Consider the following 15,391-nt stretch of genomic DNA (forward strand, 5'->3'; position numbering starts at 1 on the left):
CCTAGTCCAGGTAGTCGCGCAGAACCTGGGACCGGGACGGGTGACGCAGCTTGGACATGGTCTTCGACTCGATCTGGCGGATGCGCTCACGGGTGACCCCGTAAACCTTGCCGATCTCGTCGAGCGTCTTCGGCTGCCCGTCGGTGAGGCCGAACCGCATGGACACGACACCCGCCTCCCGCTCCGACAGCGTGTCGAGAACGGAGTGCAGCTGCTCCTGCAGCAGCGTGAAGCTGACGGCGTCGGCCGGCACGATGGCCTCGGAGTCCTCGATGAGGTCACCGAACTCGCTGTCGCCCTCCTCACCCAGCGGGGTGTGGAGGGAGATGGGCTCGCGGCCGTACTTCTGGACCTCGACGACCTTCTCGGGCGTCATGTCCAGCTCGCGGGCCAGCTCTTCCGGCGTGGGCTCGCGGCCGAGATCCTGCAGCATCTGCCGCTGGACCCGGGCCAGCTTGTTGATCACTTCGACCATGTGGACCGGGATGCGGATGGTCCGCGCCTGGTCGGCCATGGCACGCGTGATCGCCTGCCGGATCCACCACGTGGCGTAGGTGGAGAACTTGTAGCCCTTGGTGTAGTCGAACTTCTCCACGGCCCTGATCAGACCGAGGTTGCCCTCCTGGATCAGGTCGAGGAACAGCATGCCGCGCCCGGTGTAGCGCTTGGCCAGCGAGACCACGAGCCGGAGGTTGGCCTCCAGCAGGTGGTTCTTGGCCCGGCGGCCGTCTTCGGCGATCCATTCGAGCTCGGCCCGGACGTCGACCGGCAGGCTGTCGGTCTCGCCGCCGCCGAGCTGCTCCTCGGCGAACAGACCGGCCTCGATGCGCTTGGCCAGCTCGACCTCCTGCTCAGCGTTGAGCAGGGGGACCTTGCCGATCTGCTTGAGGTAGTCCTTCACCGGGTCGGCGGTGGCGCCGGCGGCGGCCACCTGGGCGACCGGGGCGTCGTCGTCGTCGTCGGACAGGATGAGGACCTCGTCCTCGGTCTTGTCCGCGGTGGCGGCGGCGACGTCGGCGGCCTTGGGCTCGTCGTCGGAGTCGTCGTCGGAGTCGGAGTCACCCTCGGAGTCGGAGTCGTCCTCGGCCACGATGTCGTCGACCTCGATGTCCTCGAGGTCCTCGAGCTCCACGTCGCCGTCGAGCTCGAGATCGTCGTCGTCGGAGTCGGTCGCCTTGAGGCCCTCGGGTGCCTTCGGCTTGGTCTCGGCAGGCCCAGCGCTGACTTCTGGCTTGGCCTTCTTGGCGGCGGCCGGAGCCGCCTTCTTCGGAGCGGGAGCGGCCTTCTTGGCCGGAGCCGGCTTCTTGGCGGCCGGCTCGGCCTCAGCGGCGCCCACGACCGCGGTCACGGTCTCGGGCTGCTGCTCTTTGGCGGCCGCTGCCGTCTTGGTCTTGACGGGGGCAGCGGTGCGGCGCTTTGCTGGACCACGAGACTTCTTCGGCGCAGCCGAATCCGCGGCGGTCACCACCACGGTCACGCCCTCTTTGCTGAGGTTCCGCAAGAACGCGGCGGCGTGCGACATGGGGATGTCCGCCTCCTCGAAGGCCTGACGGACATCCTCAGACTCGAGGAAACCCTGCGAGCGCCCACGCTCGAGCAGTCGCTGAATGACGGGCTCGTTCAGCTCTTGTGGCTTCGAGCGAGTCGAACTTGCAGGCGACACGAACACCTCTCGAACGAACGCGTGGCGACAATGGACCCAGATGCCCGCTGGGGGCTGTTGCCTCTCTCGGAGATCGGTGAGGCCGTGCGAAGCGCGACGGACCTGACACAGCATTGTGGCACGACCCCGCACTCCATACGGCCACCTCCCGGCGGTTGTCCTCCACCCTAGGCCGACCAAGACAGTAGTGCGTACGTAAGCGGGGCACTGATACCCGAAAGCAACCGTTATGACTGTTTCATTCAGTCACTCTTCGTGGCCGGCGGGACGTGAATTGCGAGCGCGGTAACGTCATCATCCTGTTCATATCCAGACAACATCCGGTCAACCAGGAAGTCCAGCAACATGTGCGGACTGCTGACCACCTCAGGCGGCGCTTCGGTCACAACACTGCAAATCTCTGCGAGGCCGGCGTCAAGCCCTCGCTTCCTGTTCTCCACGAGACCGTCTGAGTAGAGCACCGCGGTGTGTCCCGGCGGCACCACGAACCGGAACTGCCGGCGGCTGGTCGGCCAGCCCAGCGGCGTGCCGGGCTCGGCGTCGCACAGGATCGCCGTGCCCTGGGGCGAGACCAGGACGGGGGGCGGGTGGCCGGCCATGGCCAGCGTGCCCTCGCCGGTGACCGGCTCGACGACCATGTAGGCCAGCGTGGTGACCTGCTCCTCCTCTTCCGTGGCCTCGAAGACCCGGTCGAGGCCCGTGAGCACGGCGGCGGGCGGCGGGTTGGTGAGCGCGAGCGCCCGCATCGCGTTGCGGATGCGGCCCATGCCCGCCGCGGCCTTGACGCCCTTGCCCATGACGTCGCCGACGACCGCCGCGACACGCCCGTCCTGCAGGACGAACGCGTCGTACCAGTCGCCGCCGACCTGGACGTGGCGGCTGCCCGAACGGAAGCGCTGGGCCAGCACCAGGCCCTTGACCACGGGCAGGCGGTCGGGCAGCAGGCTGCGCTGCAGCGTCTCGGCCGTGCGGTGCTCGCGCTCGAAGAGCGTGGCCCGCTCGACGGCCAGGGCGCACTGCCCGGCCAGCGCCTCCAGGAAGACGCCGTCCTCCTGGGAGATCTTCTGCGGGCGCGTGAACGAGAAGCGCAGCGCGCCGAGCGCCCGGCCGGCGGCCAGCAGCGGCAGGCCGACCCAGGCGCGCTCGTCGCCCTGGCTGATGAACCCGGCCAGCGCCTCCTCGTCGTCGCCGGCCTCCAGCAGCTGGGCCTTCAGCGACTCGGGCGACTCGGCGAAGACCGGACGGCGGCTGTTGACGGCCATCGTCATCACGTTGGAGTGGGACAGCGGGATCTCGTCGCCCGAGCCCTGGACCTCGGGGATGCCCTCGCCGTTGACCAGCTTGAGCGCGGCGCGGTCGGTGTCGAGCAGCGCCACGGCCGAGCGGTCGGCGGCCAGGGCGGTGCGGCCGACGTCGATGATGACCTGGACGACCTGCTCGACCGTCAGGGCCTCGGCGAGCTGGGCCGTGGCGCCCTGGAGCCGGGCGGTGCGCAGGGCGGCGGCGCCGAGCTGGTCGGTCAGCCTGCCGCGCATCTCCTCGGCCTCGCGCTGCGGGGTGACGTCGGTGTTGGCGCCGACCCACTCCACGACCCTGCCGTGCCTGATGATCGGCACCGCGCGCACCTCGAAGTGGCGGTAGCCGCTGGCCCGGGTGCGGACCCGGTAGTTCCACTCGAACATCGTGCGGCCGCGCAGCGCCTCGCGCCAGGCCTCCTCGGTCTGCGGGCGCTCCTCGGGGTGGACGACCTCCAGCCAGCCGTTGGCGAGGTACTCCTCCAGCCCCTGGCCGGTGATGGCGCGCCACTGGGGCGCGTCCTCGACGACGGCGCCCGTGGGCGAGGTGATCCAGACGAGCTGGGACTGCGCCTCCACCAGCGAGCGGTAACGCTCCTCGCTGCGGCGCAGCGCCTCCTCGGTCTGCCGGCTCTCGGTCACGTCGAGGCCGACCAGCGCGATGGCGCGCAGCTCGCCCGCCTCGTCGTGGACCGGCGAGAACGACAGCGACCAGTGGCGGGTGTCGCCCTCGGCGGACCGCACGCGCACGCGGCCCTCGGTGACCGGCGCGTCGCTCTCGATGACGGCCTGGACGGCGTGGGTGATGATCTGGCTCAGGTCGGCCGCCAGCACCTCGACCGGCAGGCGGCCCACCAGGCGCTCGGCGGGCACGCTGACGACGTCGCTGAACACGTCGTTGACCCGCTGGACGCGGCCATCGCCGTCGAAGAACGCGAAGGCGAACTCGGCCTCCGACAGCATGCCCTTGAACAGGGCGGAGTCTGAGATGTCCACATCCGACTCCCGGGGACGGGGAACGGAGGTCTCGGCGCTCATGGTCGGCACCTCCGTCGCGTGCCAGGGTCTCCCACGCGGCACATCTCCATAACTGTGTATCGGCGTAGCGCAGCTCCGGGCGACCGGATTCTGCAGTACATCATCGGCGATGGGCATGCGCCGACGGAAGCCCCCGCCGCCGCCCGGTCGCCATAAGGGTCAACGCATCCTGTCAAAGTCGCTCCACATTGCGCAGCAAGATCAGGTTACTCGCCCTTGGCCGCGCGCTTGGCCTCCTGCTTGGCGGCGCGCACCCGGCCCAGGCTGTCGGTGTCGACCACGTCGGCGACCGAACGGTATGACCCCTCCTCGCCGTAGAGTCCGGCTGCCTCACGCCAGCCTGACGGCTGGACCCCCAGCTGCTTGCCCAGCAATGCCAAAAAGATCTGGGCCTTCTGCTTGCCGTATCCCGGAAGGGCCTGCAGTCGTTTCAACAAGTCTTTCCCGTCGGCCGCGTCGCTCCAGATGAGCTCGGGCCGCCCGTCGTAGTGTTCGACGAGGTAGGCCGCGAGCTGCTGGACGCGGGCGGCCATCGACTTGGGGTATCGGTGCACGGCCGGCTTCTGCGCCAGGAGCGCGGCGAACGCCTCGGGGTCGCAGGCGGCGATCTCCTCGGCGGTCAGGTCGTGCCCCAGGCGCTCCGAGATGGTGTACGGCCCAGTGAACGCCCATTCCATGGGAATCTGCTGGTCGAGCAGCATGCCGACGAGCAGGGCGAGCGGGCTGCGGCCGAGGAGCTCGTCTGCCTCGTCCCGCTGGGCGAGCTGGATGCGCATGGAAACAGCTTTGCACGAGAAGCGAACACAGGCGCCTCAGAGCCTTGACACAAGGCCGAGAAAAGATGAAATGGGAGCGCAAGTCACCCTGCATACGTTCCTGGGGGTTTGCTCCCGGGTCTCCAGAGGAATCTCACATCTATGCTCGCTCTGGCCACACGCTTCCTCAGGGAGCCGGTCAGTCTCAGGCTGGCCGAAGAGTTCCTGACCGTACCCGTGGACACGATCGACCGGTGCGTGGCCGACGTGTGCGCGTGCGCCGAGCATCTCGGCGTCCATGCCACGCCGGAGGTCGTGGAGCGCATCGCGCGCGAGCATCTGCTCGCCATCGTGAACTCCGCCCCGCCGCCCCGAAGTCCCCGCTGATCGCGGCTCCACCGATAACATCGGGGTCACCAGGCCGAGTTCTCTTCACCGTTTGCGCCTGGAATACGAGAGAGTGAGGGCGTGCGCCGACACCGACGAGATCCCCGGGAGAGCAGCCCGCCCGACGACGTGTTCCAGGAGATGGTGCAGGCGGCCCGCGAGCTGCTCGCGGTGCGCAGCCCTCTCGACGCGGAGCTGATGGTCTCAGACATGATCGGGGCCTGGTGGGGCAGGCGGGTCAGGGGCGGTGACGTGGAGCAGGTCCTCGGGGAGGGCCTGGTCAACTACGCGGCCAAGGCCGGCACCCCGGCCTCCCTGACGCTGCTGGTGTGCCTGGCCTACCTGGGCACCGCCCGCCAGGGCGCCAAGGCCGAGGGCGCGGCGCTGGCGATGATGGAGTCGGGCGTGGCCAGGCCGGGCTGGGCCGACAAGGTCGGCGCGGTCAAGCCCACCGGCTGCTACGTCTCCCGCGACGCCTACGGCGACCAGGACACGGTGATCTGCACGTTCGCCTACCGCTGGAACGAGGCATCGGTGCCCAGCGACCGGCACGCGCTGGTCGTGGTCGTCGACCACAACATGAACGGCATGGCCCGCGACGCGTGGGTGTCCTCGCACGTCGACAAGCTGCTGGAGCAGGCCAGGGCCGAGGCGGCGGGCAACCCGATGCTGCTGTTCGAGGAGATCCAGCCCGAGCAGGCCAGGGCGCTCCTGGACTCGGCCATGAAGGCCACCAGAGAGCCCAAGACGCCGCCGCCGGTGAGCGAGAGCTACAGCGCCTACCACGCCTTCGCCCGCGCCCGGCTCAAGGCGCTGCCGCCGGGCCGCAAACGTCCGGCGCCGCTGCACATCGAGGCGCCCTACAGCCGCGAGCGGCGGGCCATGCTGGCCGCCGAGTTCCTGGCCTCCGACGCGGCCGAGCACCTGTCCGACCCGTCGGCGGCCTCGCGCTGCGCCGACCACATCATCGACTACGGCTGCGAGCGCGACTTCAACCGGCCGCTGCGGGTCAGCCCGACCAAGTGCGAGACGTTCCTGCTCGACTGGCTGCCGCGCAAGGTGATGCTGAGCGCGGCCGAGCAGGAGGCGATGCCGCACGTGCTGTCGGCGTGGGTGCGCTTCGCCGCGCGCCGCACCGGCCTGCCCGAGCAGGGGCTCAAGGCCACGCTCGACGCGGTGTGGGAGGCCACGGGCAAGTTCCCCGAGGCCTACCGCGACCCGACGTCGTTCGGGCTCGACCGGCCGCTGCTGGAGCGGCTGCTGCCAGACGGAGACCTGTCGGCGCTGGCCAGGCGGGTGTTCGCGTTCCCCTACCTGCAGGGCGTGCACAACGGCATCGACCTCGACCGGCTCAACCCGGCCGACGAGGCCGACCGGCGCACGTTACTGGAGATCGACCACGGCGGCGTCATCGACCAGGAGCACCTGGCCTGGCACGAGGAGATCGCGACCCGGCTGTGGGACGGCGACCCGCCCCAGCTGTGGGAGGCCGCCCAGCGCCTGCTCGACCTCGGCCACGACCGCCACGACGTGCTCCACGTGCTGATCGAGATCGCCGAGCGCATCGGCGGCGACCCCGACGAGCTGGCCGCCGCCCTCGACGACATCGCCGACATCCCCGACGAGATCTAGAGTCCGTCCCATGTCGATGTACCGCCGGCTGGCCATGGGCCGCTACCTCGCCTCCGAGCACACCCAGGGGCCGTGGGACCCCGGCTCCCAGCACATGGGCCCGGTGACCGCCCTGATGGTCCACGAGCTCGACCGCACCGCGCCGCTGCCCGGCCTGGCGCTGTCCAGGCTGGCGGTCGACGTCTTCGCCCCGGTGCCCGTGGCCGAGCTGGAGGTCGTCACCGACGTCGTCCGCGACGGCAAGCGGGTGCAGTGCCTGTCGGCGGCCGTGCTGTCCGGCGGGCGCGAGTACGCCAGGGCCACCGCGTGGCGCATCCGCGAGGCCGACACGCCCGCCACGCCGGCCGCCGGGCCGCCCGCGCCCGTGCCGCCGCCCTCGCCCGAGCACGCGGCGTCCTACCTGGTGTCGGGCTTCGGCTACGGCAGGGCGTTCGACTGGCGGTTCGCCCGCGGCGGCCCGATGCTGCCCGGCCCGGCCACGGTGTGGGGCAGGCTGACCGTGCCGCTGGTGGAGGACGAGGAGATCACCCCGTTCGAACGGCTGGCCGCGTTCGCCGACAGCGGCAACGGCGTGAGCCCGGCCGTCGACTTCGCCACCCACGTGTTCGTCAACGTCGACCTGACGATCTCGCTGTTCCGCACCCCGGTGGGCGAGTGGACCTGCATGGACGCGGCCACCGCGATCGGCCCCTCCGGCCGCGGCCTGACCCGCACCACCCTGTACGACGAGCGCGGCGAAGTCGGCACGGCGACTCAGACATTGTTCGTCGCGCCGAGGTAGCGCTGCGTCATGATGGTGGGATGGTGATCGACCTCAACGCCGACCTCGGTGAGGGTTTCGGCATCTGGCGGCTCGGCGACGACCTCGCGCTGCTCGACATCGTCACCAGCGCCAACGTCGCCTGCGGCTTCCACGCGGGCGACCCGGTGACGATCAGGCGCACGTGCGCCGCGGCCGTCGACCGCGGCGTGTCGATCGGCGCCCAGGTGTCCTACCGCGACCTGGCCCACTTCGGCCGCAGGGAGATGGAGGTCGAGCCCGAGGAGCTGTGCGCCGAGGTGCTCTACCAGCTCGCGGCCGTCGACGGCATCGCCAGGGCCATGGGCGGCCGGGTCTCCTACGTCAAGCCGCACGGCGCCCTGTACAACCGGGTCTGCCGCGACGAGGTGCAGGCGGCGGCGGTGATCGACGCCGTCGCCGACTACGACCCGTCGCTGCCGGTGCTGACGCTGCCGGTCTCGGTCGTGCACGAGGTGGCCGCGGCGGCGGGCGTCCCGACGGTGAGCGAGGCGTTCGCCGACCGGGCGTACACGGCGGCGGGCGCGCTGGTGCCGCGGCGCGAGGCGGGCGCGGTGATCCACGACGCGGCGGCGGTCACCGCGCGGGCCCGCCGGATGGCCCTGGAGGGCTCTGTGACGGCCGTCGACGGCAGTCCGGTGTCCGTCTCCGCCCGGTCGCTGTGCGTCCACGGAGACACCCCTGACGCCGTCGGGCTGGCCCGTGCCGTGCGCAACGACCTGCTGGCGGCCGGAGTGGTCCTGCAGGCGTTCGCGTGATCCGTCCGGCGGGAGAGCACGCGCTGCTCGTCGAGACCGGGTCGCTGGCGGCCTCCCATCGGCTCGACGCGGCGCTGCGGGCCGAGCGGCCCGAGGGGGTCGTGGAGGTCGTGCCGGGGCCGGAGACCGTGCTGGTGGTGGCGCCGGGCGCCGACCGGGAGCGGTTGCGGGCCAGGCTGGCGGCCATGACGGGGGCGGCGCGCGAGGCGGCGGCCGGTGCGGACGCACCGGCCGGGCCGGTGGTGACGATTCCCGTCGTCTATGACGGGGCCGATCTCGATTCCGTCGCGGCGCTGGCCGGGATCTCGGCCGAGGAGGTGGTCGCCCGGCACACCGGGCGCGAGCTGGTGGTCGGGTGGCTGGGGTTCGCCCCGGGGTTCGCCTATCTGACCGGGCTCGACCCCGTGCTGGAGCTGCCCCGGCTGGACACGCCGCGCACGTCGGTGCCGGCCGGCTCGGTGGCGGTCGCGGGGCCGTACTCGGCGGTCTACCCGACGGCCTCGCCCGGCGGGTGGCGGCTGCTGGGGCGCACGGCGACGCGGGTGTGGGACGTGACGGCCGAGCCGCCGTCGTTGTTCCGGCCGGGGATGCGCGTGCGGTTCGAGCGCGCATGATCGAGGTGATCGCGCCCGGCCCTTACGCGACCGTCCAGGATCTGGGGCGGCCCGGCCTGGCCCATCTGGGCGTCCCGCGCTCGGGGGCGGCCGACGCGCCGAGCCTGCGGCTGGCCAACCGGCTGGTGGGCAACCGCGAGGACGCGGCGGGCGTCGAGGTGACGTTCGGGCTGGCGCGGCTGCGGTTCCACGAGGGCGCGTGGGCGGCGCTGACCGGCGCGCCGGCGGAGGCGCGGATGGGGGTGCCGTTCTGGGTGCCGCCGGGGGGCGAGCTGCGGCTCGGGGCGCCGGAGTGGGGGTTGCGCACGTACGTGGCGGTGCGCGGCGGCATCGCGGTCGAGCCGGTGCTGGGCAGCCGGTCCACCGACTCGCTGTCGGGGCTCGGCCCCGAGCCGTTGCGGGCCGGGACGCTGCTGCCGGTGGGCGGGGCCGCCGCCGGGGAGATCTCGGTGGACCTGGCGCCGCCACCGGGGCCCGCGCCCGCCGTGCTGCGGGTGCTCGCCGGGCCGCGGGACGACTGGTTCGTCCCTGGAGCGCTTGAGGCGCTGTGCGGGGGGCCGTACGAGGTGAGCCAGGACAGCAACCGCGTCGGGGTGCGGCTGCGCGGGCCCGGGCTGACCCGGGCCAGGCAGGGCGAGCTGCCGAGCGAGGGCATGGTCACCGGCGCGGTGCAGGTGCCGCCGAGCGGGCAGCCGATCGTGTTCCTCGCCGACCACCCGCCCACGGGCGGCTACCCGGTGATCGCGGTGGTGCGGCAGGCCGACCTGCCGGTCGCCGCGCAGCTGCGGCCCGGCGACGAGGTGCGCTTCACAACGCGACCTGGCCGCTGACGCAGGTGACGACCGACCCGCCGACCCACACGTCGCGCTCGTCGGCGGTGATCCGCACGCGCCCGGCGCGGCCGAGCACGGTCCCCTGCCCCGCCGTGTACGGCGCCTTCGCCCGCCCCGTGCGCAGCAGGAACTGCGCCAGGGACGCGTGCAGGCTGCCGGTCACCGGATCCTCGACGTCGGGGGCGAACACGCGCACCTCGTAGGCGTACGGCGAGCCCTCCGGGCAGGGCCCCGCCACGCCGACCATGTGCTCGATCGCGCCCGGCCGCAGCTCCAGCACCTCCTCGGCGGCGGCGAGCAGCACGACCACCCAGCCGGGCCCGTTGTCGGCCCATTCGACGGCCAGCATGCGCTCGCGTCCGATGCGCAGGGTCTCGGCCAGCCGCTCGGCCAGCTCCTCCTCGACCGGCCCGGACCGCACCAGCTCGGGCGCGGCGAAGGCGAGCCCGTCCGCGGTCCTGCGCACCCGGATCAGCCCGGCGTCGCACTCCTGGACGATCTCCGCCGCGTCCCGCGGCCGGCGCCGCTCTCCAGCCAGGCGTGGCAGGTGCCGAGCGTGGGATGCCCGGCGAAGGGCAGCTCGCCGCCCCCGGTGAAGATCCGGACCCGGTAGTCGGCCCCGGGCACGGTCGGGGGCAGCACGAACGTCGTCTCGGACAGGTTCGTCCAGGCGGCGAAGCGCCGCATCTCCTCGGTGTCCAGCCCTTGGCCGTCGAGCACGACCGCGAGCGGGTTGCCGCGATAAGGGACGGAGGTGAACACGTCGACCTGACGGAATGCACGTTGCATACGCGCAGTCTGGCCGACGGGTCTTCCGCCGGTAACCCCGCGCGCTCACACTGGGCGATGTGGCGGACTACGACGTGCTGGTGCTCGGCTCCGGTCCCGGCGGGCAGAAGGCCGCCATCGCGGCGGCGAAGCTGGGCCGGCGCGTCGCCATGGTCGAGAAACGGAACATGATCGGCGGCGTCTGCATCAACACCGGCACGATCCCGTCCAAGACGCTGCGCGAGGCGGTCCTCTACCTCACCGGCCTCAACCAGCGGGAGCTGTACGGCGCCAGCTACCGCGTCAAGGACGAGATCACGGTCGCCGACCTCGGGATGCGCACCCAGCACGTGATCGGCCGCGAGATCCAGGTGATCCGCAGCCAGCTCGGCCGCAACCACGTCACGGTCCTGCCCGGCACCGGACGGTTCCTCGACCCGCACACCATCGGGATCAGCGGCGACGAGGAGCGCAAGGTCACCGCCGACCGGATCGTGATCGCCACCGGCACCTCCCCCGCCCGCCCGGACAGCGTGCAGTTCGACGAGCGCACGGTCATCGACTCCGACGCGATCCTGCACCTGGACCGGGTGCCCGAGACCATGGTCGTGGTCGGCGCCGGGGTCATCGGCATCGAGTACGCCTCCATGTTCGCCGCCCTCGGCACCAAGGTGACCGTGGTCGAACGGCGCGAGCGCATGCTGGAGTTCTGCGACCTGGAGATCGTCGAGGCGCTCAAGTACCACCTGCGCGACCTGGCGGTGACCTTCCGCTTCGGCGAGCACGTCGCCGCCGTCGAACGCCGCCCGCGTGGCGCGCTGACCCTGCTGGAGAGCGGCAAGCGCATCCCCGCCGACTGCGTCATGTACTCGGCCGGGCGCCAGGGCAGGACGGCCGAGCTGAACCTGGAGGCCGCCGGGCTGGCCGCCGACGACCGCGGCCGCATCCGGGTGGACGAGCACTACGCCACGGCCGTGCCGCACATCTACGCGGTCGGCGACGTGATCGGCTTCCCGGCGCTGGCCGCCACCTCGATGGAGCAGGGCCGGGTGGCCGCCCAGCACGCCTGCGGCGAACCCGTGGCGGAGCTGCGGGAGCTGCCGCCCATCGGCATCTACACGATCCCCGAGATCAGCTTCGTCGGGAGGTCGGAGGACGAGCTGACCCGCGACCGGATCCCGTTCGAGGTGGGCATCTCGCGCTACCGGGAGCTGGCCAGGGGGCAGATCATCGGCGACTCGTACGGGATGCTCAAGCTGCTGGTCTCCTCGGAGGACCGGCGGCTGCTCGGCGTGCACGTGTTCGGCACGGGGGCCACCGAGCTGGTGCACATCGGCCAGACCGTGATGGGCTGCGGCGGGACCGTCGACTACCTGGTCAACGCGGTGTTCAACTATCCGACGCTGGCGGAGTCGTACAAGGTGGCGGCGCTGGACGCGATGAACAAGATGCGGGTGGTGGCCCGGCTCACCGCCGACATGTAACTCCTCCCAATTGTCGGTTGTGACCGCTACGCTCCTCGATGGTTCATCTACAGGAGGCGTACGTGCGCAGCGAGGCCACGGGGAGGTGGCTGCCCGCGTTCCTGCTGCTGGCCGCCATCTGGGGCAACAGTTTCTTCTTCATCAAGATCGCCGTCGGCGCGCTGCACCCGCTGCAGGTGTCGTTCGGCCGCATGGCGGTCGGCGCGGCCACCCTGCTGGTCGCGCTCGCGGTGACCAGGCGGCCGCTCCCCCGCGACCCGCGGCTGTGGGGGCACTTCCAGATCGCCTCCGTCGTGCTCACCACGCTGCCCTTCACCCTGTTCGCCTACGGCGAGCAGTACGTCTCCTCCGTCGTCGCCGCGATCTGGAACGCCACCACGCCGCTGTGCACCCTGGCCTTCACGCTGGTGCTGCGCGCCGAGCGGGCGACCGCCGCGCGGGCGGCCGGGCTCGGGCTCGGGTTCGCCGGCGTCATGGTGGTGCTCGGGGTGTGGCAGCCCATGGCGGGCGGGCAGCTCGGCGGCAGCCTGGCCTGCTTCGGGGCGGCGCTGTGCTACGGGGTCGGCGGGGCGTACATGGGGCGCTTCATCACCGGGCGGCGATCCGAGCCGCCGGTGGTGCTGGCCGCGGGGCAGCTCCTGACCGGCGCGGTCCAGCTCGCGGTGATCACGCTGGTGGCGGGTGTGCCGCTGGTGGACACCGCGGCGCCCGCCGAGGTCTGGTGGAGCCTGCTGGGCCTCGGCGGCCTCGGCACGGGCGTGGCCTACCTGCTGCTGTACCGGGTCCAGGCCCTGGCGGGCGTGACGACGACCTCGACGGTGACGTACCTGCTGCCGGTGTTCGCGGTGGCCTCCGGCGTGCTGCTGCTCGACGAGACGATCACCTGGAACCAGCCGGTGGGCGCGCTGGTCATCCTGCTGGCCATCGCGCTCACCCAGGGCGCGCTGCGCGTGCCCGCGCGCTCAGCCGTCCGCTGAGGGACGGCGTCCGCGGGGCACGGGCTTCTTGCGGCCCGCCACCAGCGTGTCGCCGGGCACGGGGGCCGGCGCGGGCTCCTCGGTGGCCGGCGGGCCGGCGGGGCGCGTGCGGGGCCGGGGGTGCGGCATGGTGTCCGTCATGGGCGAGAGCGCGTCCCCGGCCTGCTGACCGGTCTCCTCGGGGACGGCGTCCTCGGCCGGTCTCGACTGGCGGGCGGGCGGGACGGCGTCCTCGGCGGGCTTCGACTGGCGGGCGGGCGCGTCGGCGTCGCGCAGGGAGGCGATGACCCGGTCGGCCTCGGCGTCGGCGGCGAACTCGTTGGCCGCCTCCGTCTCCCGCCTGCGGATCACCACCATGTGGTCGACCGACAGCCGTCCGGCGCCCACGACGGCGAGCAGGATGGCGGCCGCCCCGAGCAGGATCAGCTCGTTCATGCTGATGGGGTTGAGCGGCGGGGCCACCAGGAAGACGCCCAGCGCCTCGGCGAACAGGATCAGCCCGGTGACGGCCACCCCCAGCCCGGCGATCAGCAGCGCCCCGCCGATCAGCTCGGTGAGCATGGTGACCGTGGCCCACGCGCCAGGAGCGGGCGCGCCCTGCTGGAGGAACTTCGCGCCGGTGGCGGTGAGCCCGTCCTCCAGCTTGGTCCAGCCGTTGGCGAAGAAGATGCCGCCCACGCCGACGCGAGCGACTAAGGCGGCGACATCACGCAGGGCCTGTTTCACGATGTTTGTCTGCCCGGTCCGGGGCACGGCACACCTCAATCACGGCTGAGCAGCATGGCCACCGCGACGGCGGTCAGGCCGAGCAGGACGACGCTGACGACCACGGTCGTGTGCAGGGCGTTGACGAAGGCCCAGCGGGCGGCGTCGAGCAGCGCGTCGCCGGTGCTGCCGCCGATCTCGCGGGCGACGTGGGCGGCGCCGGCCAGCGACTGCCTGGCCTGGTCCATGCCGCCCGCCGACACGCCGGGCACGGCCGGCAGGGCGGGCGCGTAGGCGAGCGTGGTGATCGTGCCGAGCACGGCGACGCCGAGGCCCGCGCCCAGCTCGTACGCGGTCTCCTCGATGGCCGCGGCCCCGCCGGCCCGGGACTCGGGCACCGAGGACATGATCGTGTCGGAGGCGGCCAGCAGCGCCACCTGCACGCCGAACCCGATGCCCACGAAGCAGACCGCCAGCATCACCGGATGCCCCTCGACGCCCCAGCCCAGCGTGGGCGTCAGGGCCAGCGCGACGAGCCCGAGCCCGCCGCTCATCGTGGCCCGCATGCCGATTCTGGGCAGGATGTGGGCCGCCGCGAGCCCGCCGGTGACGGCCGACAGCACCAGCGGCAACATCCTGACCGCCGCGCGCACCGGGCTGTCGCCCAGCACGAGCTGCAGGTACTGGGCCAGCATGAGCTGGAGCCCGACCAGCGCGAACACGCCCAGCAGCACGCCGGCCACGCCGGTGGTGAACTCGCGCCGCCGGAACAGGGCCAGCTCCAGCAGCGGCGCTGGCAGGCGCGACTGGCGGCGGACGAACGCGACCAGCAGCCCCGCGCCGCCGAGGAAGACCAGCACCGAGGCCCAGAACGGCAGCAGGGTCCCCGACCCGGCCTCCTTCAGCCCGAAGGCCAGGGCGAGCAGGCCGAGCACCGACAACACGGCGCTCGTCGCGTCCCAAGGACGTTCCCTGCGCAGCGGCGACTCCGGCAGCAGCCGGACGGCCAGGGGCAGCAGCACCAGCAGGATCGGCACGTTGATCAGGAAGACCGCGCCCCACCAGAGGCCGACCAGCACGCCGCCGATCAGCGGGCCCACCGCCGCCCCGGCCGCGGCGACCGCGCTCCAGACGCCGAGCGCGACGGCCCGCTCGCGCCGGTCGGTGAACACCTGGCGGATCAGCGAGAGCGTGGCCGGCATGATCATGGCGCCGCCGACGCCGAGCAGCGCCCTGGCCAGGATCAGGGTCAGCGGCGTGGGCGCGAACGCCGCTCCCGCCGAGGCCACGCCGAACAGCACGAAACCGCCCAGGACCAGCCGCTTGCGGCCGTAGCGGTCGCCGAGCGTGCCGAACACGATGAGCAGCGGCGCGACGACGAGCGAGTAGCTGTCGATGATCCACAGCAGCTCGACGGAGGACGGTTCGAGCGCGGCCGTGAGCGCGGGCACCGCGATGTGCAGGACGGTGGCGTCGACCGTGATCAGCAGCAGGCTCAGGCAGAGCAGCACGAGGACGGCCCAGCGGTTGTCCCGTCGCGGGCGATCGGCACGCCGTACGAGGGGTGCGGCCTGGGTGACGGTCATGGGCCTCCTTGCAGGCCGATCCGGTCACCAGGGCCTGCACGTGCAGAACGGTCGAAAGCGGGGGAACTCACGGGGGGCGGTCTCGCGCCCTCTCCTG

At 72.3% G+C, this 15,391-nt stretch carries 15 protein-coding genes; 8 read left to right on the top strand and 7 right to left on the bottom strand.

All coding sequences use genetic code 11. The annotated features are described in order from the left end of the window. Position 1: 1 nt before the first annotated feature. The 3 genes from AB0J46_RS10515 to AB0J46_RS10525 all read right to left on the bottom strand — a co-directional run bounded on the left by AB0J46_RS10515 (position 2) and on the right by AB0J46_RS10525 (position 4,772). Positions 2 to 1,663 (bottom strand): RNA polymerase sigma factor, encoded by a 1,662-nt coding sequence (locus AB0J46_RS10515; protein ID WP_358285936.1) that lies wholly within the window; start codon positions 1,661 to 1,663, stop codon positions 2 to 4. A gap of 242 nt (positions 1,664 to 1,905) precedes the next feature. After that, a complete protein-coding gene (locus tag AB0J46_RS10520) occupies positions 1,906 to 3,996 on the bottom strand; it encodes a SpoIIE family protein phosphatase (protein WP_364329194.1) in 2,091 nt (696 codons plus the stop codon). A gap of 206 nt (positions 3,997 to 4,202) precedes the next feature. Then, positions 4,203 to 4,772 (bottom strand): HhH-GPD-type base excision DNA repair protein, encoded by a 570-nt coding sequence (locus AB0J46_RS10525; protein ID WP_352329753.1) that lies wholly within the window; start codon positions 4,770 to 4,772, stop codon positions 4,203 to 4,205. Positions 4,773 to 4,913: 141 nt separating this feature from the next. On the opposite strand from AB0J46_RS10525, the gene AB0J46_RS10530 reads away from it, so the two are divergent. The 6 genes from AB0J46_RS10530 to AB0J46_RS10555 all read left to right on the top strand — a co-directional run bounded on the left by AB0J46_RS10530 (position 4,914) and on the right by AB0J46_RS10555 (position 9,771). Next, positions 4,914 to 5,138: a hypothetical protein gene (locus AB0J46_RS10530; protein ID WP_364329197.1), complete on the top strand. Its 225-nt coding sequence runs from the start codon at positions 4,914 to 4,916 to the stop codon at positions 5,136 to 5,138. A gap of 141 nt (positions 5,139 to 5,279) precedes the next feature. Continuing rightward, positions 5,280 to 6,770, top strand: a complete 1,491-nt coding sequence (locus tag AB0J46_RS10535; protein ID WP_364329613.1) for a hypothetical protein — start codon at positions 5,280 to 5,282, stop codon at positions 6,768 to 6,770. A 10-nt stretch (positions 6,771 to 6,780) separates the two neighbouring features. Then, positions 6,781 to 7,551, top strand: coding sequence for a thioesterase family protein (locus AB0J46_RS10540; RefSeq protein ID WP_364329200.1), 771 nt, complete (start codon positions 6,781 to 6,783; stop codon positions 7,549 to 7,551). A 20-nt stretch (positions 7,552 to 7,571) separates the two neighbouring features. Then, positions 7,572 to 8,327, top strand: coding sequence for a 5-oxoprolinase subunit PxpA (locus AB0J46_RS10545; RefSeq protein WP_364329203.1), 756 nt, complete (start codon positions 7,572 to 7,574; stop codon positions 8,325 to 8,327). Further along, positions 8,324 to 8,941 carry an allophanate hydrolase subunit 1 gene (locus AB0J46_RS10550; protein WP_364329206.1) on the top strand — a complete coding sequence of 206 codons (618 nt, stop codon included), beginning with the start codon at positions 8,324 to 8,326 and terminating at the stop codon, positions 8,939 to 8,941. The genes AB0J46_RS10545 and AB0J46_RS10550 overlap by 4 nt, the downstream gene beginning before the upstream one ends. Then, the gene (locus AB0J46_RS10555; RefSeq protein WP_364329209.1) at positions 8,938 to 9,771 is read left to right on the top strand and encodes a biotin-dependent carboxyltransferase family protein; all 834 of its coding nucleotides are present in this window, start codon (positions 8,938 to 8,940) and stop codon (positions 9,769 to 9,771) included. Before AB0J46_RS10550 ends, AB0J46_RS10555 begins: the two co-directional genes overlap by 4 nt. On the opposite strand, the gene AB0J46_RS10560 is transcribed toward AB0J46_RS10555, so the two are convergent. Further along, complete coding sequence (locus tag AB0J46_RS10560) at positions 9,749 to 10,240, bottom strand: PhzF family phenazine biosynthesis protein (RefSeq protein WP_364329212.1); 492 nt, start codon at positions 10,238 to 10,240, stop codon at positions 9,749 to 9,751. The genes AB0J46_RS10555 and AB0J46_RS10560 overlap by 23 nt on opposite strands. A 5-nt stretch (positions 10,241 to 10,245) precedes the next feature. Beyond that, a complete protein-coding gene (locus AB0J46_RS10565) occupies positions 10,246 to 10,563 on the bottom strand; it encodes a PhzF family phenazine biosynthesis isomerase (protein WP_364329215.1) in 318 nt (105 codons plus the stop codon). Positions 10,564 to 10,622: 59 nt separating this feature from the next. Between AB0J46_RS10565 and sthA the strand changes: the two genes are divergently transcribed. Further along, positions 10,623 to 12,026 (top strand): Si-specific NAD(P)(+) transhydrogenase, encoded by a 1,404-nt coding sequence (gene sthA, locus AB0J46_RS10570; protein ID WP_358284239.1) that lies wholly within the window; start codon positions 10,623 to 10,625, stop codon positions 12,024 to 12,026. Between the two features lie 38 nt (positions 12,027 to 12,064). Continuing rightward, positions 12,065 to 13,003: a DMT family transporter gene (locus tag AB0J46_RS10575; protein ID WP_364329219.1), complete on the top strand. Its 939-nt coding sequence runs from the start codon at positions 12,065 to 12,067 to the stop codon at positions 13,001 to 13,003. Here the strand turns inward: AB0J46_RS10575 and AB0J46_RS10580 are convergent. Both AB0J46_RS10580 and AB0J46_RS10585 read right to left on the bottom strand, forming a co-directional pair. Beyond that, positions 12,989 to 13,729 (bottom strand): DoxX family membrane protein, encoded by a 741-nt coding sequence (locus AB0J46_RS10580; protein ID WP_364329222.1) that lies wholly within the window; start codon positions 13,727 to 13,729, stop codon positions 12,989 to 12,991. The genes AB0J46_RS10575 and AB0J46_RS10580 overlap by 15 nt on opposite strands. Before the next feature lie 35 nt (positions 13,730 to 13,764). Further along, complete coding sequence (locus tag AB0J46_RS10585) at positions 13,765 to 15,294, bottom strand: MFS transporter (RefSeq protein ID WP_358284233.1); 1,530 nt, start codon at positions 15,292 to 15,294, stop codon at positions 13,765 to 13,767. Positions 15,295 to 15,391: the final 97 nt, after the last annotated feature.

The sequence above is a fragment of the Nonomuraea sp. NPDC049758 genome (assembly GCF_040674635.1).
Lineage (GTDB): Bacteria > Actinomycetota > Actinomycetes > Streptosporangiales > Streptosporangiaceae > Nonomuraea.